General features: G+C 57.9%; 16 protein-coding genes. 5 read left to right on the forward strand and 11 right to left on the reverse strand.

The annotated features are described in order from the left end of the window. Nucleotides 1-128: 128 nt before the first annotated feature. From ACNA0I_RS22710 to ACNA0I_RS22730, 5 genes are read right to left on the reverse strand one after another with little or no spacing between them, the layout of a single operon-like run. Nucleotides 129-932 (reverse strand): crotonase/enoyl-CoA hydratase family protein, encoded by an 804-nt coding sequence (locus ACNA0I_RS22710; protein ID WP_415808297.1) that lies wholly within the window; start codon nt 930-932, stop codon nt 129-131. A 13-nt stretch (nt 933-945) separates the two neighbouring features. After that, nucleotides 946-2,040 (reverse strand): acyl-CoA dehydrogenase family protein, encoded by a 1,095-nt coding sequence (locus tag ACNA0I_RS22715; RefSeq protein ID WP_415808298.1) that lies wholly within the window; start codon nt 2,038-2,040, stop codon nt 946-948. A 2-nt stretch (nt 2,041-2,042) separates the two neighbouring features. Further along, on the reverse strand, nt 2,043-3,191 hold the full coding sequence (locus tag ACNA0I_RS22720; protein ID WP_415808299.1) for an acyl-CoA dehydrogenase family protein: 1,149 nt from the start codon (nt 3,189-3,191) through the stop codon (nt 2,043-2,045). 1 nt (nt 3,192) lies between these two features. Next, a complete protein-coding gene (locus ACNA0I_RS22725) occupies nt 3,193-4,416 on the reverse strand; it encodes a CaiB/BaiF CoA transferase family protein (protein WP_415808300.1) in 1,224 nt (407 codons plus the stop codon). Nucleotides 4,417-4,448: 32 nt separating this feature from the next. Continuing rightward, nucleotides 4,449-5,414 (reverse strand): tripartite tricarboxylate transporter substrate binding protein, encoded by a 966-nt coding sequence (locus ACNA0I_RS22730; protein ID WP_415808301.1) that lies wholly within the window; start codon nt 5,412-5,414, stop codon nt 4,449-4,451. A gap of 127 nt (nt 5,415-5,541) precedes the next feature. On the opposite strand from ACNA0I_RS22730, the gene ACNA0I_RS22735 reads away from it, so the two are divergent. Beyond that, nucleotides 5,542-6,450 carry a LysR family transcriptional regulator gene (locus tag ACNA0I_RS22735; RefSeq protein ID WP_415808302.1) on the forward strand — a complete coding sequence of 303 codons (909 nt, stop codon included), beginning with the start codon at nt 5,542-5,544 and terminating at the stop codon, nt 6,448-6,450. A gap of 35 nt (nt 6,451-6,485) precedes the next feature. On the opposite strand, the gene ACNA0I_RS22740 is transcribed toward ACNA0I_RS22735, so the two are convergent. Next, a complete protein-coding gene (locus tag ACNA0I_RS22740) occupies nt 6,486-7,427 on the reverse strand; it encodes a LysR family transcriptional regulator (protein ID WP_415808303.1) in 942 nt (313 codons plus the stop codon). Nucleotides 7,428-7,537: 110 nt separating this feature from the next. On the opposite strand from ACNA0I_RS22740, the gene ACNA0I_RS22745 reads away from it, so the two are divergent. Then, nucleotides 7,538-8,512: a Bug family tripartite tricarboxylate transporter substrate binding protein gene (locus tag ACNA0I_RS22745; protein WP_415808304.1), complete on the forward strand. Its 975-nt coding sequence runs from the start codon at nt 7,538-7,540 to the stop codon at nt 8,510-8,512. 32 nt (nt 8,513-8,544) lie between these two features. After that, complete coding sequence (locus tag ACNA0I_RS22750) at nt 8,545-9,555, forward strand: 4-hydroxythreonine-4-phosphate dehydrogenase PdxA (RefSeq protein WP_415808305.1); 1,011 nt, start codon at nt 8,545-8,547, stop codon at nt 9,553-9,555. Between the two features lie 121 nt (nt 9,556-9,676). Here ACNA0I_RS22750 and ACNA0I_RS22755 read toward each other — a convergent pair whose 3' ends face one another. Both ACNA0I_RS22755 and ACNA0I_RS22760 read right to left on the reverse strand, forming a co-directional pair. Continuing rightward, complete coding sequence (locus tag ACNA0I_RS22755; RefSeq protein ID WP_415808306.1) at nt 9,677-10,666, reverse strand: Bug family tripartite tricarboxylate transporter substrate binding protein; 990 nt, start codon at nt 10,664-10,666, stop codon at nt 9,677-9,679. Between the two features lie 57 nt (nt 10,667-10,723). Continuing rightward, nucleotides 10,724-11,530, reverse strand: a complete 807-nt coding sequence (locus ACNA0I_RS22760; protein WP_415808307.1) for a class II aldolase/adducin family protein — start codon at nt 11,528-11,530, stop codon at nt 10,724-10,726. Between the two features lie 169 nt (nt 11,531-11,699). Here ACNA0I_RS22760 and ACNA0I_RS22765 point away from each other — a divergent pair, with 169 nt between their 5' ends. Together ACNA0I_RS22765 and ACNA0I_RS22770 are read left to right on the forward strand one after the other, a co-directional pair. After that, a complete protein-coding gene (locus tag ACNA0I_RS22765) occupies nt 11,700-12,584 on the forward strand; it encodes a LysR family transcriptional regulator (RefSeq protein ID WP_415808308.1) in 885 nt (294 codons plus the stop codon). A gap of 65 nt (nt 12,585-12,649) precedes the next feature. Further along, complete coding sequence (locus ACNA0I_RS22770) at nt 12,650-13,093, forward strand: acyl-CoA thioesterase (RefSeq protein ID WP_415808309.1); 444 nt, start codon at nt 12,650-12,652, stop codon at nt 13,091-13,093. 69 nt (nt 13,094-13,162) lie between these two features. Here the strand turns inward: ACNA0I_RS22770 and ACNA0I_RS22775 are convergent, their stop codons facing one another. The 3 genes from ACNA0I_RS22775 to ACNA0I_RS22785 form a co-directional block, all read right to left on the reverse strand. Then, nucleotides 13,163-14,926, reverse strand: a complete 1,764-nt coding sequence (locus tag ACNA0I_RS22775; RefSeq protein WP_415808310.1) for a gamma-glutamyltransferase family protein — start codon at nt 14,924-14,926, stop codon at nt 13,163-13,165. Between the two features lie 65 nt (nt 14,927-14,991). Further along, nucleotides 14,992-16,011 (reverse strand): Bug family tripartite tricarboxylate transporter substrate binding protein, encoded by a 1,020-nt coding sequence (locus ACNA0I_RS22780; RefSeq protein ID WP_415808311.1) that lies wholly within the window; start codon nt 16,009-16,011, stop codon nt 14,992-14,994. Nucleotides 16,012-16,043: 32 nt separating this feature from the next. Then, a complete protein-coding gene (locus tag ACNA0I_RS22785) occupies nt 16,044-17,060 on the reverse strand; it encodes a tripartite tricarboxylate transporter substrate binding protein (RefSeq protein WP_415808312.1) in 1,017 nt (338 codons plus the stop codon). Nucleotide 17,061 lies beyond the last annotated feature (1 nt).

The following is a 17,061-nucleotide window of genomic DNA, read 5'->3' on the forward strand; positions in this document are numbered from 1 at the left end:
ACAGTGAAACGCCTTCGCGCCGATGATAGTGAACATTCGTTTGTGAAAGTAGGTCATCGTCAGGCTCTTATCCTCAAAACCCCTCCAGCTAGCGCTGCGAGGGGTTTTGTCTTTGTGGCGGCGAGCTCTTATTGCGCGTGATAGCTCGGCGAGCGTTTTTCTAGAAATGCCGCTACCGCTTCGTCGTGGTCTTTTGTATGGTGGGCCAGTGCCTGATAAGCCGCAGCAAGTTCTAATGACGATTGCAGTGATGCAAACTGGCTTTCTCGCAGCAAACGCTTCGTCAGGCGCAGCGTCAGCGGCGGTTGTTGAGCAACGCGTCGTGCGAGCGCATGCGCCTCGGTAAGCAAATCATTGCTTGCGACCACGCGTGTGATTAGGCCGATTTTTTGGGCTTCATCAGCATTGATGCGATCTCCGGTGAGCATCAGTTCCAATGCTTTAGGCGCGCCTAGCACGCGCGACAGTAGCCAGGCGCCGCCGTCGGCAGGGACTATGCCCAGCTTGATGAAGCTCGCCGCAAACAGCGCACTATCTGACCCGATGCGTATGTCACACATGCAGGCCAGGTCCAAGCCGGCACCGATGGCAGGGCCGTTGATGGCAGCAATCGTTGGAACATTCAGATGATAAAGCGCCAATGGGATTTGCTGGATACCACGGCGGTACGCATCGCAAACCTGTATCGGTGATCCTGCAGAGAAGCTTTTCTTATCGCGCATGTGTTTGACATTGCCGCCAGCAGAAAACGCAGACCCAGCACCGGTAAGCACGACAGCGCGTACCGTGTCATCGCGTTCTAGACGATGGCAGGTTTGCACAAACTCCAACATTTCGTGTTCTTCGGACAACGCATTGCGTTGTTCGGGGCGGTTCATGGTCAGGGTGACGATACCGTGCTCGTCACGTTGTTCTATCAGAAAATCTGTCATCGATAGCCTCCAGTTAGAGATTGAGTGCGAATTCATCAGACGTCGCGATGGGCCACCACGATTCGGGCGTGGCGGCACATATTGCTTGTCCTAATCTGAGTGCCCACCAGCCTTGCGAGCCGAATTCGCTGCGCCATGACCACAAGCGACGTGTGGCATATTGCAGGCTGTGCTCATAGGTAAAGCCGATCGCGCCATGGACCGCGTGAGCCAAGGACGCCGCTTTGCCTGCAGCCCGGCCAGCGCGGATTTTGGCCGCGGCAATAGCGAGATCCGCTGTGCCGTGATCGGCTCGTTCAAAGGCGTAGGCGGCTGCGCTAGCAACGGCTGCGGCTTCGCAGCCCAGTTCTGCAATGTGATGCTGGATCGCTTGAAATTTCGCCAAAGGCCTGCCGAATTGAATGCGCTCGCTGGCGTAATTGACGGTTTGATCCAGAATGCGCTCGATGGCTCCGGCCATTTGAGCTGCGCGCAGCATGGCGCCATAACGCATGGTGGCGGCACGCCCGAGGCAAGGAGCCGCACGCCATTCCTGTATGGGTAGGTTTTGTAATTGCAGGGTGTCACGAGGCTCGCGTGCGATATTCAATTCTGTCTGCGTGAGTGGGGCAGAGGTGTTCGATCCTGGCGTATTGCTCATGTCTATCCATCCTATGTAAGGCACGCCTTGGATCTCGGTGTTCAGAACGATGCGCTGAGCTTGATGTGCGAAAGGAATGTCCGTCAGCGATGCTGTGATGGTTGTCGTATTGTGTAGGGGCTTGATGGCATCGACGGGTACCGACGCAATCGTCATGACCATTTCTCCATCGGTCTCGGCACATCCCGCTGTTTCCAGAAGATAATTGGCCAACAGCGTCTCGGCTAATGGCACAGGCAACGCATATCGGCCGGCAGCGTGCAGCAGCGGATACACCTGTGCCCATGACATGGCGCTGCCCCCTCTTTGCTCGGAACACATCGCCAACGTGAACCCTTGGCTGACGACGGCGTTCCACAGCTCTTGCTGGAATTCACCCGATTCCGCGCGTTCGAGGGCAACTGCCGTGACCATGTCGTTGAACAAAGCGTTCGCGCTGTCTTGCAGCATGGATTGAATGTCGTCCATGATTATCTAGCTCCCAGTCCGCGAGCGATGATGCCGCGCAGGATTTCGCGAGTACCACCGCGTAGAGAAAAGGAAGGTGTGACTTGTGTGAGATAAGCCAGTACCTGTGCACCCTCGGAGCCACTGCCGACACGGGGTTCGATATCGAATAGGGCGTGCGCGGCTTCGGGTAGCGCTTGTTCAAACAGCGTGCCCAGGTCTTTGACGCAGGCGGCTTCGACTTGTGGATCCTCGCCGCGCTCCAGGCGGCTGGCAATCGTCAACGACATCTGACGCAGCGTTACGACATCCGCCATGAGTTTGCCTATGGTTTCCATCGCGCGTGAATCGCCGTGTTTGGCAGCCCATCCAATCATGACCGTCAACAGAGCTGCCCCGCTTAAATATCGCTCTGGACCGCTGCGTTCAAACGATAGCTCCGCCATCACCTGGGCCCATCCATCGCCAGCTGTGCCGATGAGCTGATCGTTGGCAACGAAGACATCCTGGAAGACCACTTCGTTGAAGTGTGCATCGCCTGCCAGGTCGCGGATAGGGCGAACGGTGACGCCAGGCGCCCTTAGGTCGATGATGATCTGAGACAGACCCTCGTGTCTTTCGCTTCCTGGCGTTGTTCTGACGAGGGCGATCATCCATTGGCAACGATGGGCGTTGGTCGTCCAGAGCTTGGTACCGTTGATGCGCCAACCACCCACCACCGCCTGGGCTCGTGTGCGGGTAGCCGCGAGGTCCGAGCCTGAGTCGGGTTCCGACATCCCGATGCAGAAGTACGATTCGCCTCGCGTGATGGGCGGCAGGAATCGTTGTTTTTGAGCTTCGGTGCCATACCGCAAAATCAATGGGCCGCTTTGGCGATCTGCTGTCCAGTGGGCAAGTACCGGCGCACCTGCAGCCATCAGTTCTTCGGCCAATACATAGCGGTCCAGTGCACTGCGAGCCTGTCCGCCGTATTCGCGAGGCCATGTCATGCCGATCCAGCCTTTGCGGCCCAGAGCGCGAGTGAATTCCGCATCGAAACCCATCCAGGACATCATGCGAGAGGTTGGGCGAAATTGGGCGCCCAAGGTTTCATGAAGAAACTCGCGTACTTCTTCGCGCAACGTCTCGCTTGCCGGCGGCAGGCCGATGGGCATGAATCTGTTGGACCACATGCTAGAGCACCCCTTGAGAACGAAGATGATCGACTTCGGCATTCGACATGCCCAGCACATCCATAAGTACCGCGTCGGTGTGCTGGCCCAGTAGGGGCGGGGCATCTCCATACTCGATCGGATGGGCGCGAAATCGTATGGGATTGGCAACCAGCGGGACGGTTGCCCCTACCGGATGGCGCATGTTCATACGCATGCCGCGATGCAGGACTTGCTCGTCGTTGAAGGTCTGGTCGAGCTGGTTGATGGGGCCGCACGGCACAGCATGGCGTCCGAGGATTTCACACCAGGATGCAGTCGTGCGCCCGCGCATGGCATCGGCAATTAGCGGCGCCAGTTCATCACGGTGGGTGACGCGGTCGGCATTGGTACGAAAGCGGGCGTCAGTGGCCAAATGATCGAGTCCCGCCAAGCCACAGAATCGTTGAAACTGTCCATCGTTGCCGATCGCCAGGATGATATGGCCGTCCGCGCTGGGAAAAGACTGATAGGGCACCACGTTGGGATGGGCGTTGCCATAGCGCTTGGGCACGCGTCCCGAAATCAAGTAGTTTTGCGCTTGATTCGAAAGCATGGCGACCTGGCAGTCGAGTAGCGCCATGTCGATGTGTTCGCCTGTACCCTCGCGATCGCGACGGGCAAGCGCGGCGAGAATAGCGACGCACGCGTACATGCCTGTCATCAGATCTGCTACAGGAACGCCGACTTTTTTAGGCCCGCCGCCAGGTACATCGTCAGCGTCTCCGGTGAGGCTCATCAACCCGCCCATGCCCTGGATCATGAAGTCGTAGCCTGCATGACCGCTCATTGTCCCGGTTTGCCCGAAGCCCGTGATCGAGCAGTACACGAGGTCTGGTTTGATCGCGCAAAGCGAGGCGTAATCCAACCCATAGCGTGCCAGATCGCCCACTTTGAAGTTTTCAATGACTACATCAGCTGTGGCGACCAGGCGGCGAATAATTTCCTGACCCTTGGGCGTGGCAATATCGATGGTGACTGATCGTTTGCCGCGGTTGGCGCATAGAAAATACGCGGTTTCAGAGGTGTCCCGGCCATGGTCATCCTGCAGGAAAGGCGGCCCCCATCCCCTGGTGTCATCCCCATAGCCTGGACGTTCGACCTTGATGACTTCTGCGCCGAGATCGGCCAGCGTTTGTGCGGCCCACGGGCCCGCCAGGATTCGAGAAAGATCAATGACTCGCAAATGAGAAAGCGCTCCGGACATCAAGCGGCTCCTACGAAAAAAAGATTAGAGGTCTATTGCTGAACTGCGTCGGCTTGCTTGCGATAGCGTTCTCGTTCTTCGGTGATGCGTTTTTCCCACTCGTCGCCCGGTAAGAAAGCGAGAAACGGCGCATCGACCTTGGCGGCTTGCAGATACTCGGGATCTGACATGGCTTCTTTGATGCTTTTTTGCAGGCGCGCAATGATTGCAGGAGGAACTCCCTGAGGCATGGCAAAGCCACGCTCGGCCGTCATTTCCACCTGTAGTCCGCTTTCGAACGTGGTCGGTACCTGAGGCAGCGAGCGCAGGCGTTGCGGGACGAATTGCGCCAAGAGCTGCAGGGGCACCGCCTCGGCGTCGGGCGTCTGCACTTCCGAGGCTGAAACAAAAGCCAAATCGATATGGCCGCCTCCGAGATTCACTTTTTGTTCTGCCGTGCCTTTGAAGGGAATGGCATTGAATCGCACCTCTGCGGCATCCTGCATGCTCAGCATGGCCAGATGACCATTGGTGCCGATGCCGTTATGGCCAGCCGACAATGTCCCCGGCTGTGCAGACAATTGCTGGATCATTTGTTTAAGGTCATGCGGGCCCTTGTCCTTGCGCGCGACTAGCACGGTGGGGTCGGATACGATGCGGGCGACCAACTCGATTTGATCGGGGTCGTAGGCCGCCTTCCGGTACATGGGCAGAAAGAAGTATCCAGGAAGGTTGACGACGGCCATGGTGTAGCCGTCGGGATTGGCGCGTTGCATATGGGACACCGCCAGCTCGCCCGATGCGCCTGGGCGATTGACGATCACCAGTTGGGATTTCCCGCCCAGATGTTTTTGAATATAAGGCGCCAAGGTGCGCGTCATGACATCGGTGGTTCCACCGGCAGCAAATCCCACCAAGATTTCGATCGGGCGATCATCCGGCCAGGCGGCGAGGGCCGTACTCTGAACAACCGCCAGACTCAGGGCCGCCAATAAGCAATGCCATCGGTGCTTTTTCATTTGTCTCTCCATTGTCGTTTTATGTGCCGGTGTTTCCGGCTCGCAAAGAGTAGGCAGTTGCATGTCGCAAGAAAAGCGATTATTTTTAAATTCGATATATTCAAAAACCGAATGTGTTGAGCCGGGAATGACGCTGAAACAGATCGAGGCCTTTTATTGGGCCGCCACGTTGGGCAGTTTTGGTATCGCCGCAGGCCGGTTGCATATCACCCAATCCTCTTTGTCCAAACGTATTGCGGATCTGGAAAGTGAGCTGGATCGCGACTTGTTTGACCGGAGCGCAAAAAAAGCGGTGCTGACCGAGGCTGGACAACGGCTGTTGCCGCGTTGCCGGGCCGCGTTGGATGTAATTGAGACTATCGGTCGTAGCGATGATGCGTTCGATGAGCGGGCGCTGACGGGCACATGCAAGTTCGGTATCAGCGAGCTCTCCGCCTCGACATGGCTGCCGCGCTTTGTTGATAGAGTGCGCGCGTCGTACCCTAAACTGGTGCTCGAACCTCAGGTCGTGCTGACCCGTCAGCTGGAACGCCTGGTTCAGCGCGGCGAGCTGGATTTTGCGGTCATTGCGGGCACACCGGTCAGTTCGTCCATCGATAGCCAGGTAGTCGCCCAGGTCCCGTTTTCATGGGTGGCGTCGCCAAGGTTCGTCCGGGCAGGCCAAAGGCTGGTGGGTGAGGATTTCGGCCGCCTGGATATTCTGACGCATCCTCCGGAGTCTGGATTGGCTACGGTGTTCAACAGTTGGTTGACTGTACATAACCTGAAAGTCCAACGAGCCATCGTTTGCAACAGCCTGACGACGATCACCGGTCTGACGGTGTCAAACATGGGGCTGAGTTTTCTGCCGAGCGAGTACGTGCAACCGCTCGTCGAACGCGGCAAGCTGGTCACGCTGTCTAGTGAGCCGGCGCTGCCGGCGCTGGACTACAACTTCATCTGGCTGCGTGATGATATACGCCCCATGACGCACTTAATGAAGACGCTCATCTTGCCTGCGATCGACTTTTCGATTCCGAATGAGTTGTGGCTGTAGTCCGACCAGTACAAAAGATAACCCCTGCCTGCGACTCAGTTCAGGCCTTCCTGTGCCAATGCTCTGACCAGCGGAGCAAAATGGGCGGCCGCGGCGCTCAAAGGTCTGCCCGCTGGCGTGATAAGGCTGATGGCCGGCAAGCGCATGGGCGTGTTCAGCGGCAATGCGCGCAATGCGCCGAGTCGCCCATAATGCGCGGCTAACGACGTGGGCATCACGGCCACCATGTCGGAGATCTGCAGCAAGGCCGTCGTCAAGACCGTCGACGAGGTCTCGGTGATATTGAGTTGTCGCGTGATGCCGGCCTCGCGCAGTGCCGCGTCCAAGCGGGTGCGCTGGGGTGCGCCTGGCGGCTGCATGATCCAGTTGGCAGAGATCAGTTCCTTGAGTGAGACGCTGCTCTGGGCAAGCAAGGGATGGCCTTGACGGACGACCACCACTAAGGCTTCCTCCGACAACGGGCTGACGTCATAGCCGCCGGCCACATGCTGGTCGGTGAGACGTCCTAACACCAGGTCGACTTCGCCGCGTTCCAGCAGATGCACGATAACGTTGCTGGTGTCTTCGATCACCCCTACTTGCACGTTTGGGTGCCGGCGTTTGTACTCGATCAGGGCCGGTGCCACGAGAGAGGGAACAGCCCCGGGTACGCTGCCGATGCGCAAATGACCTTTTAGCCCGGAGGTAAGGGCGGCCAGTTCCTCGCGCATGATTCCGAAATCGCTGAATAGCGTGCGCACATAGCGCACGACAACTTCGCCGGCGGTCGTGGGCAGCATGCCGCGTGCGCTTCGCTGAAATAGGCGAACGCCGAGCGTCTCTTCCGCCTGTTGCAGCAGCTTGGTGGCTGCAGGCTGGCTGATGTTCAGTGCAATGGCCGCACGGCCAAGGTGGTGTTCGACGTCCAGCAGGCGAATCAACAGCAATTGGCGGGTACGCAGACGCAGCAGCAGTTGGGCATCGGTGAGGGCAGTCATGCCCGTCATGATATACAAAAATATATGGCCAGGCGCTAAAAAGCGATTGGATTGGGAATGTTGCGGCTTGCTATTCTGCGCGGCATACCAATGACGATATCGAGACAAACATGAATGTATTCTCCCGTGCGGCGGTCGCATGTGCTGCCGTCGTGTCAATGTGGTCCTGTCATGTTGCTGCGGCAGAAAACTACCCCTCCCAACCGGTACGCATCCTGGTCGGCTCTCCCCCTGGCGGTGGCACGGATATCTTGGCTCGTCTCTTGGCCGAACGCTTTGGCAAGGATTTCGATCAGTCGGTTGTGGTGGAGAACCGTCCTGGTGCGTCTAACACCATCGCCGCCGACGTTGCCGCGCGTGCGGACAAGGATGGACTGACGTTGCTGCTGGCAACGACAACGGCGCAAGCCATTGCACCGCATATCCTCAAGCTGAAATATGACCCGCTACGAGACTTGCAACCTATCGGTTTGGTCGCCGTCATGCCGAGCGTGCTGGTGGTGTCTGCGAGTTCGCCTTATAAGAATGTCGATGGCCTGTTGCAGGCCATGCGTCAGCAGTCTCAGCCTTTTCGATATGGTTCATCGGGCATGGGCAGCACCCAGCATGTGAGTGGCGTAGCCTTTGCTGCGGCGACGGGTTTACGTCTGGACCACGTGCCTTACAAGGGCAGCGCCCAGGCTCAGATCGACCTGATAGGCGGACAGATCGAGATGATCTTCGACAGTTCATCCTCGGCAATGCCTCAGATCCGATCCGGCAAGCTGCGTCCGTTGGCTGTCAGCGCGCAGAGCCGAGCGGCCGAGTTGCCCGATGTTCCGACCCTGACCGAGCAGGGTGTTAAAGGCGCCGATGTAAGCATATGGTATGCGCTCTATACGACGGCAGGTACGCCGGCACCTATTGTCCAGAAGTTGAGCGATGCGCTGCAGGCTGTTCTTCAGACGCCCGAGGCACGCGAGCGTATTGCTGCCTTGGGCGGTGAGATCCGTCCGATGAGCATCGAGCAGTTTGCTCAGTTCAACAAAGAAGAATTCGACCGCTATGGCAAACTCGTCGCCAATGCGGGCCTCAAAGCGCAATAACCCTAAAGCCTCATTCTATGTCCGCAAATTCTATGTCTGCTGTTCCGCCTCTCGCCGTACTGCTCGGTGACCCCGCCGGTGTCGGCCCTGAGATGGCCGCTCGACTGCTATCCAATCCTGACAACCTGAATCGTTTTCCGCTGTTTATCGTCGGAGACGCATGCGTTTGGGAGGATGCGCAGCGTGTGGCTGGCGTTCGTATCGACACCACGATAGTCCGTGATATCAAAGACATCCGTCCGGTTTCGGGTCAAGTTGCACTGCTGGAAATTGACGCATTGGGCGGCCGGCTTCCCGAGCGTGGCCAGTCGACCGAGCTCGCCGGGAGAGCCGCCTTTCTGGCGTTGGAGCGTGCCATCGAGCTGGTGTCGGCCGGCCAGGCATCAGGTATTCTGTTTGCGCCGCTGAACAAGCATTCCCTGAAGTTGGGCGGGCTCGAGGCAGAGGACGAACTCCGTCATATGCAAGAGCGTTTTGGTGTTTCTGAGTTCGTCTGCGAATTCAATATTACCGATGCCTTGTGGACCTCACGCGTCACATCTCATGTTCCGTTGCGTGAGGTGGCTGATCATCTCAGTACCGAAGGGGTGATCGAAGCGATCAACCTGATTGACGATGCGTTGCGTCGCAGTGGGCTGTCCGAACCGCGTATCGCGGTGTGTGGACTGAACCCGCATGCGGGGGATGGCGGTTCTATTGGCAGAGAAGAGATCGATCTCATCGGCCCCGCAGTGAGCGAAGCGGCGGCGCGGGGTTTGATCGCATCCGGACCTTATCCGTCTGATACCGTGTTCATCCGCGCGCGGCGAGGCGATTTTGATGCTGTCGTTTGCATGTATCACGACCAGGGGCAGATCGCCATGAAGCTCATGGGCTTTGATCATGGTGTCACTTTGCATGGCGGCCTGCCTGTGCCGGTGGCGACTTCAGCTAGCGGTAGTGCTTTTGATATTGCCGGTAAAGGTGTCGCCAACGTACAGGGTTTACAGCGCGCTTTTGATTTGTGTGTGCGTATGGCCAGCGCGCCGCGATCGCTGCAATAGCATCCGCACATTCTCGGCGTTCACGTTGGATCAGCGTTTCGGTCAACATTCCTTGTATCGGGCGTGTTGACCGAAACGAACCTGATGCGGGCCCGCCATATTACGTGGATAGCGCCATGCATTACTGCGCCGGAAGGCGGCCGCTTTGTTTGAGTTCGGCTGCCAGCCGGTTCAACGAAGGTTTCGCTGCATTGATATCCTCTTGCCATGCTTGTCCGGCTTTATAGGCGAGGATGGCTGAGAACGCTTTTGCCGATTCGAGAAAACCTGGGTCTTTCAATGCCGCTTCCAATGCGGTCTGCAATTGATCCCGAATATCGGATGGCACGCCTTTATCTACGGCCAAGCCGCGATCCGAGGGAACAACGACATCGAATCCTTCTTCTTTCGCGGTAGGTACGTTTGGCAGCATGGGGGCACGGTCCTGCACGAACTGCGCCAGGATGCGCAGTTTGGTCTGCTCTCCTGCCGGATCAGGCACAGCAGTATGGCTGGCGAAAATCATGTCTACATGTTTGCCCATCAACGCGATCTTTGATTGGCCGGTGCCGCCGAATGGCACCTCGGTAAACGACGCGCCGCTTTCCAGCATCAGGACATTCAGTGCGACACCGCCGTTGCTGCCGAGTCCGTTCTGGCCGATCGAGACGCTCTCTGGTTTGGTTTTCACCGCTGCGACAAGCGCTTTGAGAGAGGTATAGGGACTGTCGTCACGTACCACTAACAATGTGGGATCACTGACGACGCGGCCGATCAATGCAAACTGGTCTGGATCGTAGGGCGTAGATTGCACCAAGGGCATGAAGTTCATCGGTGGCGTATTGACCATCGCCACTGTGTAGCCATCCTTCGGTGCGCGCTGCACGTAGGAATTCGCTATTGCTCCGGATGCACCAGGCTTGTTGACGACGACGATGTTGGCCGCATTGGACAAATGCTTTTGCATGAACGGTGCCAGCGTGCGTGCCAATACGTCCGTCTCTCCGCCCGCGGCGAAGCCTACGACGAGTTCGATGGGTTTATCGTTGGGCCATGCTGCCCAGGCAGGTGTACAGAGGCCTGCTCCGGCGAGTATTGCGACGAACAGCGTTGAGCGGCTGGGGAATGCCATGGTTATTCTCCTTTGTTTCATTTATTGTTGTTCGGGGCCCACTTCGAGGGCCCGTGATTACAGCAGGCAATCGGGCTGTTCGCGCACGATGGCATCGTAGATAGGCTGAAAGTACAGCCATGCCATAAAAGGCGTCGCCAAGTGATTTTTCGAGTGCAAGGCCGCTTCGCGATTGATCATTTTTAGCGGCTTGCCGGTGGCCTCCGCTTTGAGCTGAATTTCGCAGGCGCGCTCTGCGGCAATAAACCACCAGGCCGCTTCTTCGATCGTTTCCCGTCCCGCTGAAAAGAGACCGTGATTTTGGTGGATCGCGATTTTGGCGTTGCCGAAGGCATGCGCGACAGCATGACCCTTGGCATCCTCCACCACCACTGCGCCAGCTTCCTCGGTAATCAGGGCCTGGTCTTCGTAGAATCCGCAAGCGGTCTGAGTGATCGGGTCCAATGGCCGTCCCAACGCGGCCCATGCCATGCCGTTAGTGGTGTGGGCATGGCATGAGGCCATCACATCCGGGTTGGCTTCGTGAATGGCGGAGTGCAGGACAAAGCCCGCCCGGTTGACCGCCCATGTACCTTCCAGGACGGTGCCAGCATGGTCTACCAACATCATGTCGCTGGCGCGCACACGTCCGAAGTCCATGGCAAAGGGGTTGGTCCAATACAGGTTGGGATGTTCCGGATCTCTGACCGTGACATGGCCTGCAAAACCGTATTCGTAGCGGAACTTCGCAAATACGCGACAGACCGCAGCCAGACGCTGACGGCGGTGCCAGCGCTCTGCCTCGATGGAGTCGAATGTCGGATATTTCGGGAAATACAGGTTCTCTTGCTTGGGACGGTAGACGGTTTCCTGTGTTGAGGACATGAGGGCTCCTGGTAGGTCTGTGGCAGAGGCCGGGCAACGCGCTGTGGGTTGTGCCGTCCGTCTGCTGAGGCTGATGAATGCCTGGATTCTAGGCAGTGCTCTAAGATAGTGACCAATCACATAAATAGTGCCGGTCATAAACGTGGCTTATGGAGACGTCGGGTTCGCTATGCTTGCTCGCATTCAATTACGCCATTTAGAGGCGTTTCATGCTGTCATGATGTCCGGGTCGATCACGGGCGCGGCGGCGTTGTTACACGTGACGCAGCCTGCAGTCAGTGCGACGATCAAACACTTTGAGCAGCGCCTGGGATTCACGTTGTTTCGGCGTCAAGGAGGCCGACTGGTCCCGACTCCGGAGGCGCGCGCGCTTTTGCCGGAGGTGCAGGATATTTTCGGGCGTGTTGCCGGTTTGGAACGCTTTAGCCAGGATCTTGCCGAAGGCATTCGGGGATCGCTGTCTATCGCAGCCAGCTCGCCGATTGCCAATGCATGGTTGGCGCAGGCCGTCGTCGAGTTCGTCAAGATACGTCCAAAGGTTCGCATTTCGCTGCAATCGATGGACTCGAATCTGATTACAGAAAAGCTCATTAATGAGCAGATAGATCTCGGTGTCGCTTTCGCACCGGGAGAGCACGAGGGCGTGCAGTCGCTGCCCATGGGGCATGCGGAGCTCAGCTGTATTTTCCCTGAGACGCATCCGCTGGCCGCACTCGAGTCGATTGCTGTTGAGGATCTGTCTCCTTATCCGGTGATTACTTATGTGCCTCAAGCATTGCTGCGCCGTTGTCTGGCTGAATTCTTGAATCCGCCTCCGAACATACAGGTCGAAGTCGCGACGTCGATGACGGGCATAGTGCTGGCCTTTCACGGTGCAGGCGTCGCGCTGGTCGAATCGAGTCTGTTGAACGCGTTGCCGGTGCCGGGGCTGACAAGCCGGCCATTGACGCCTGAGGTTCAGGTGCATAGCTATCTGCTGTGGAGTACGCTGCGGCCACAGACCGAGCTCGCGCGCACGTTTATGCTGCATCTGAAAAGCTCGCCGGTCGCGTAGCGACGACGTGACGCCGGCGTTTTGGCAGGCATCTTTTTTACTTTCCCCTCATTGAGCCAGATAGTATGAGCAGACCACAACCCACCAGCCGTAACGACTATCCGGTCTTTGTCCCGATCCAGACGCGATGGATGGACAACGACGTGTATGGTCATGTCAATAACGTGACCTACTATTCATACTTCGACACGGCGGTCAATCACTACCTGATCCAGCGTGGCGTGCTCGACTTTACATCGGGCAGTACGATTGGTCTGGTCGTTGAAACTGGTTGCCAGTATTTCGCATCGGTGTCCTTTCCCGATGCGCTCGAGGCAGGCCTGCGTGTGGCGCATATTGGGCGATCGAGTGTTCGATACGAGGTTGGTATCTTTAAAGTAGGCGACACAGAGACGCGTGCGGCGGGGCACTTTGTGCATGTCTATGTCGACAAGGAAACTCGTCGGCCAGCATCGATTCCGGCTGATTTTCTGGCTGCGCTTGAGCCATTGTTGAAGGTTGGCGTTTGAGTTGGCTCACATCCATTTTCTGATTTGAATAGCGCTGCTGTTTGATCCGCCGTTTAAGTTTTTTTTACGTCACCAACCACTGGCATACGCCGGTCTGCGCGGGTCCGCCGCGCCCCATCGAATGCCTGTCTGTTGGTCATATTTCACCGCGCACATGGCGCCGGCGCGCCAACTGCGGTCCGCCCACCACTGCACGGCGTGGCCTAGCGCCGTCAGTTCATCGCCGACGCTGCGGTCCACGATGTCCTCGATCATGAGACGGCCGGGCATGGCGTTATGGGGTTCAAACGACGACGGAAAACTGAATGTTGCAAAGCGGGGGGCTTCGATAGCCTGTTGCAGTTCCATGCCGAATACTTCGATATTCAGGAAGGTTTGCAACATCGCTTGGCACTGCACATCTCCGCCGGGCGTGCCAAAGGGCATGACATATTGTCCCGGCCTGATTGCCAAGGATGGATTGGGGGTCAGGCGAGGGCGGCGTCCCGCAGCGACCTGGCAAGGGTGCTGCGGGTCTGCCCAGGACTGGCTGCCGCGGCCGGAGGCGCATAACCCTGTGCCAGGAATAATCGGTGTGTTGTACGAACCATCACTGGGTGTGGCGGAAAATGCATTGCCTTCTTTGTCTACGACGGCGACATACGATGTATCCAGTCGCGGATCGGTACGGGCCGTATCGTCCGCCGTTGCCGGCTGCATATTGATCGGACGATTGTGTGGCAGGCTGCCGGCCGCCGGCATGTCGGGGCCGGCACGATCCATTGCAATCATGGCAAGACGTTCAGCGGCATAGGCTTTGGACAGGAGGTCCTGTTGCGGCACAGTGGCGAAACGCGGGTCGGCATAATGGACTTCCCGATCTGCAAATGCCAGCTTGATGGCTTCGGTCAGCAGGTGTATGTACGGCGCCGAGTTATGACCGAGCGCCCGCAAGTCTCGCGATTCCAGGATGTTCAGCATCTGCAGCAGCGATGGGCCCTGGCACCAGAATCCACAGCTATGTATCTGCGTGCCTCGAAAATCGATGCTCAGCGCGGGGTCGACTTCGACGGAGAAGTCGCGCAAGTCCTCACGGGTCAGCCAACCGCCTTCCTGCTTGTGATAGTTCACCATCGCGGTTGCGATATCGCCTTCGTAAAAAGCGCGGCGTGCGGCTGCGAGACCTGCCAGACGCCCGTTGCCTTGGCAGGTGCGCTCTTCGTCCGCCATGTATTGGAGGCTGGCCGCGAGATCTGTCTGGCGGAAGATAGACCCGGCGACAGGAGGCTTTCCGCCAGGCAGGTAGACGGCAGCGCTCGAGGCCCAGCGGGCGTAGTTCCTGGCGTTGTCGGCTATCACCTCTGCCATCAGGGGATACATGACAAAGCCCTCACGAGCCAGCCGTATGGCGCCGGCGGCGACCTCGCCAAAGCGCATTGTGCCAAAACGCTCCAGCGCCGTGATCCACGCGTCCGGGGCGGCGGGAATGACTGTACGCAAAACGCCAGCGGGAATGGTCCCGCCGAATTTCTGCATGAATGTTTCCAGGCGGGTAGCGCGAGGCCAATATCCCAGACCGGAAATGCTCCACACTTTATTTGATTTGGCTTCGTAAACCAGGATGGGCGCCACGCCGCCAACGTTGACGATATCGCTCTGGACTACCCCTAGCGCAATGCCTGCTGCGACACCGGCATCGATGGCGTTGCCGCCTTGCTGTAGAACATCCATACCCGCCTGCGTGGCGAGATAGTGGCCGGCCGATATCATGTGGTTCAGGCCAGCCAGGGTGGGGCGCATCGATGAGGGGGCGCTGCCGGCAGTGAGGTCGGGAGCGTATGTCGTCGTGGACATGGCAATCTCTAGTAGGTAGTCAAGCGTTATCGTCTTCGGCAAGTACAGACGGTATCAATGTGCGGCTATTGCGGCGTGATGCCGAGTTTTTGCGTGACCGATTTCCAACGGTCGAATTCCGCGGTCAGGTATTTCCGAAACTCCTCTGGCGAGCTGCCCTCGATAATGACGTCACGATCCATCATTGTGCGCCGGACTTCGGGATTCTGCAGTGCACGCTTGGTGGCTTTGTACAAGGCATCGACGATTTCAGGAGGCGTGCCTTTCGTTACGAGCAGGCCGTACCACGAGCCGCCTACCAACTGTGGAAAGCCGCTTTCTTTTGCTGTCGGAATGTCTGGCGCTCGATCCAGGCGTTGTTCGCTGAATACGGCCAGCGCCTTGAGTTTGCCGTTTTTGATCAGAGGCAATGTCGTGCCCGGGGTATCCAGGGTGTATTGCACCTGACCCGCCATGGTGTCGTTCAACAGGGCTGAACTGCCTTTATAGGGAACGTGCACGGTTTGAATGCCCGCGTCCATATTCAGTTGTTCGGAAAAGAAATAATTGGCGGTCATGATGCCCGGCGAGGCGTAGTTCACCACGCCGGGATGCGCTTTGGCGTAGTCGACCAGTTCGCGCAGATTATTGGGCGGAAATTTCGGGTTCGCGACCAGGATGAATGGGCCTCCGCCGATGCGTGTGACGGGCACGAGATCATTCATCGGATCATAAGTAAGCCCTTTTACGGTCAGCGGCGCGCCTGTCAATGGCGATGCGGTGGCGAACATCACGGTATAGCCATCGGGCGCGGACCTGACGACTTGCTGGGCGGCGATGGTTCCACTGGCGCCGCCCCGGTTCTCGACCACGACGGTCTGGTTGAGCTCTTTGCCCAACTGTTGTGCCAAGACGCGCGCCACGGTGTCGGTGCCTCCACCGGGCGGGTAGCCGACGATCAGGCGTATCGGTTGCTCAGGCCAGGATTCGGCTGCCTGGATGGTGGCTGGCAGGCATGTCGTCAATAGCGCTGCAAATGCGGTGAGCCATGCGGTGCGACGGATACTGGATGGCAGTTTCAAGAACACAGCTGAACGAGTCGTCATGGTGATCTCCTGAATGCGTGGGGGGCAGGCGGCTATTTCGAAGCCAATCCCAGTTTCTGAACAATCTCGGCTTCTTGCTGATACTGCTCTTTCGCATAGGCAGCGTAATCCTCGCCATTCATATAGACCAGTTCCTGTCCATACTGCGTCAGGATTTGTTTGAAGGCATCAGATTCTGCGATGTCTTTGAATACGGCATTGAGCTTGGCGACTGTTTCGGGCGGCATGCCTTTGGGTCCTGCAATACCAAAAGGCGCATTGGCAGGCGGGGTGCCATCCAGTTCGTGCAAGGTGGGAGTCTGGGGGTATTGCGCACTGCGCTGCGTGCCCCAGGTCACCAACATACGCATTTTTCCAGCCTGCACCAAGGGCTGTACCGTTGTTGATCCGGCGTATGCAGTGACTTGGCCGCCCAGTACTGCCGTGATGACATCGGACTCGCCCTTGTATGGTATGTGACGCCACGTCAAGCTGTTGCGGGTCGCGATTTGTTCCATCATGACATTCGAGGCGCTGCCCACGCTCGCCGTGCCGTACGTGATCTCGTTCGGATGCTGTTGGGCAAAGCTGATGAATTCGCCCCATGTCTTATGAGGCGATGCCGTAGGTACCGCAACACCCAATGTATACCCGCTGAGCATCATGATATAGGTGAAGTCGCGAGTGGGGTCATAGCCCATATCCTGGATGTGCGGCATGCGATATACGGGGCTGGGCAGGATAGCGAGCGTGTAGCCGTTGGGTTCTGCAGTTTTGATGGCGCGCGCGCCGAGTGTGGCGCCTGCACCGCCCCGATTCTCGATAACGATGGATTGCCCCAGTTTGGGCGCAGCCAGCTCGGCAAATTTGCGGATGACGGTATCCGTCGATCCGCCCGCTTGATAAGGCACGATGATATGCACCGGGCGCGTGGGGTAGTTATCCGCTGCGAACCCCGTGATAGGGGCGAGTGCAGCCATAGTGGCGACCAAGGCGGCGGTAATGCTGGCGCAACGGGCGCTGGACTGTTGTGGCGCCGCATGGCGAATGCTGCTGACGAGCGATGTCATG

Origin of the sequence: Bordetella muralis (assembly GCF_965139205.1) — a bacterium.
Lineage (GTDB): Bacteria > Pseudomonadota > Gammaproteobacteria > Burkholderiales > Burkholderiaceae_B > Bordetella_A > Bordetella_A muralis.

What these genes read in the sequence shown, in the direction of transcription:
- ACNA0I_RS22745 (WP_415808304.1), top strand. Translation starts at nt 7,538, where the DNA reads ATGAATGTATTCTCCCGTGCGGCGGTCGCATGTGCTGCCGTCGTGTCA.
- ACNA0I_RS22785 (WP_415808312.1), bottom strand. Translation starts at nt 17,060, where the DNA reads ATGACATCGCTCGTCAGCAGCATTCGCCATGCGGCGCCACAACAGTCC.
- ACNA0I_RS22735 (WP_415808302.1), top strand. Translation starts at nt 5,542, where the DNA reads ATGACGCTGAAACAGATCGAGGCCTTTTATTGGGCCGCCACGTTGGGC.
- ACNA0I_RS22760 (WP_415808307.1), bottom strand. Translation starts at nt 11,530, where the DNA reads ATGTCCTCAACACAGGAAACCGTCTACCGTCCCAAGCAAGAGAACCTG.
- ACNA0I_RS22710 (WP_415808297.1), bottom strand. Translation starts at nt 932, where the DNA reads ATGACAGATTTTCTGATAGAACAACGTGACGAGCACGGTATCGTCACC.
- ACNA0I_RS22720 (WP_415808299.1), bottom strand. Translation starts at nt 3,191, where the DNA reads ATGTGGTCCAACAGATTCATGCCCATCGGCCTGCCGCCGGCAAGCGAG.
- ACNA0I_RS22750 (WP_415808305.1), top strand. Translation starts at nt 8,545, where the DNA reads ATGTCTGCTGTTCCGCCTCTCGCCGTACTGCTCGGTGACCCCGCCGGT.
- ACNA0I_RS22765 (WP_415808308.1), top strand. Translation starts at nt 11,700, where the DNA reads ATGCTTGCTCGCATTCAATTACGCCATTTAGAGGCGTTTCATGCTGTC.
- ACNA0I_RS22740 (WP_415808303.1), bottom strand. Translation starts at nt 7,427, where the DNA reads ATGACTGCCCTCACCGATGCCCAACTGCTGCTGCGTCTGCGTACCCGC.
- ACNA0I_RS22715 (WP_415808298.1), bottom strand. Translation starts at nt 2,040, where the DNA reads ATGGACGACATTCAATCCATGCTGCAAGACAGCGCGAACGCTTTGTTC.
- ACNA0I_RS22775 (WP_415808310.1), bottom strand. Translation starts at nt 14,926, where the DNA reads ATGTCCACGACGACATACGCTCCCGACCTCACTGCCGGCAGCGCCCCC.
- ACNA0I_RS22755 (WP_415808306.1), bottom strand. Translation starts at nt 10,666, where the DNA reads ATGGCATTCCCCAGCCGCTCAACGCTGTTCGTCGCAATACTCGCCGGA.
- ACNA0I_RS22725 (WP_415808300.1), bottom strand. Translation starts at nt 4,416, where the DNA reads ATGTCCGGAGCGCTTTCTCATTTGCGAGTCATTGATCTTTCTCGAATC.
- ACNA0I_RS22780 (WP_415808311.1), bottom strand. Translation starts at nt 16,011, where the DNA reads ATGACGACTCGTTCAGCTGTGTTCTTGAAACTGCCATCCAGTATCCGT.
- ACNA0I_RS22770 (WP_415808309.1), top strand. Translation starts at nt 12,650, where the DNA reads ATGAGCAGACCACAACCCACCAGCCGTAACGACTATCCGGTCTTTGTC.
- ACNA0I_RS22730 (WP_415808301.1), bottom strand. Translation starts at nt 5,414, where the DNA reads ATGAAAAAGCACCGATGGCATTGCTTATTGGCGGCCCTGAGTCTGGCG.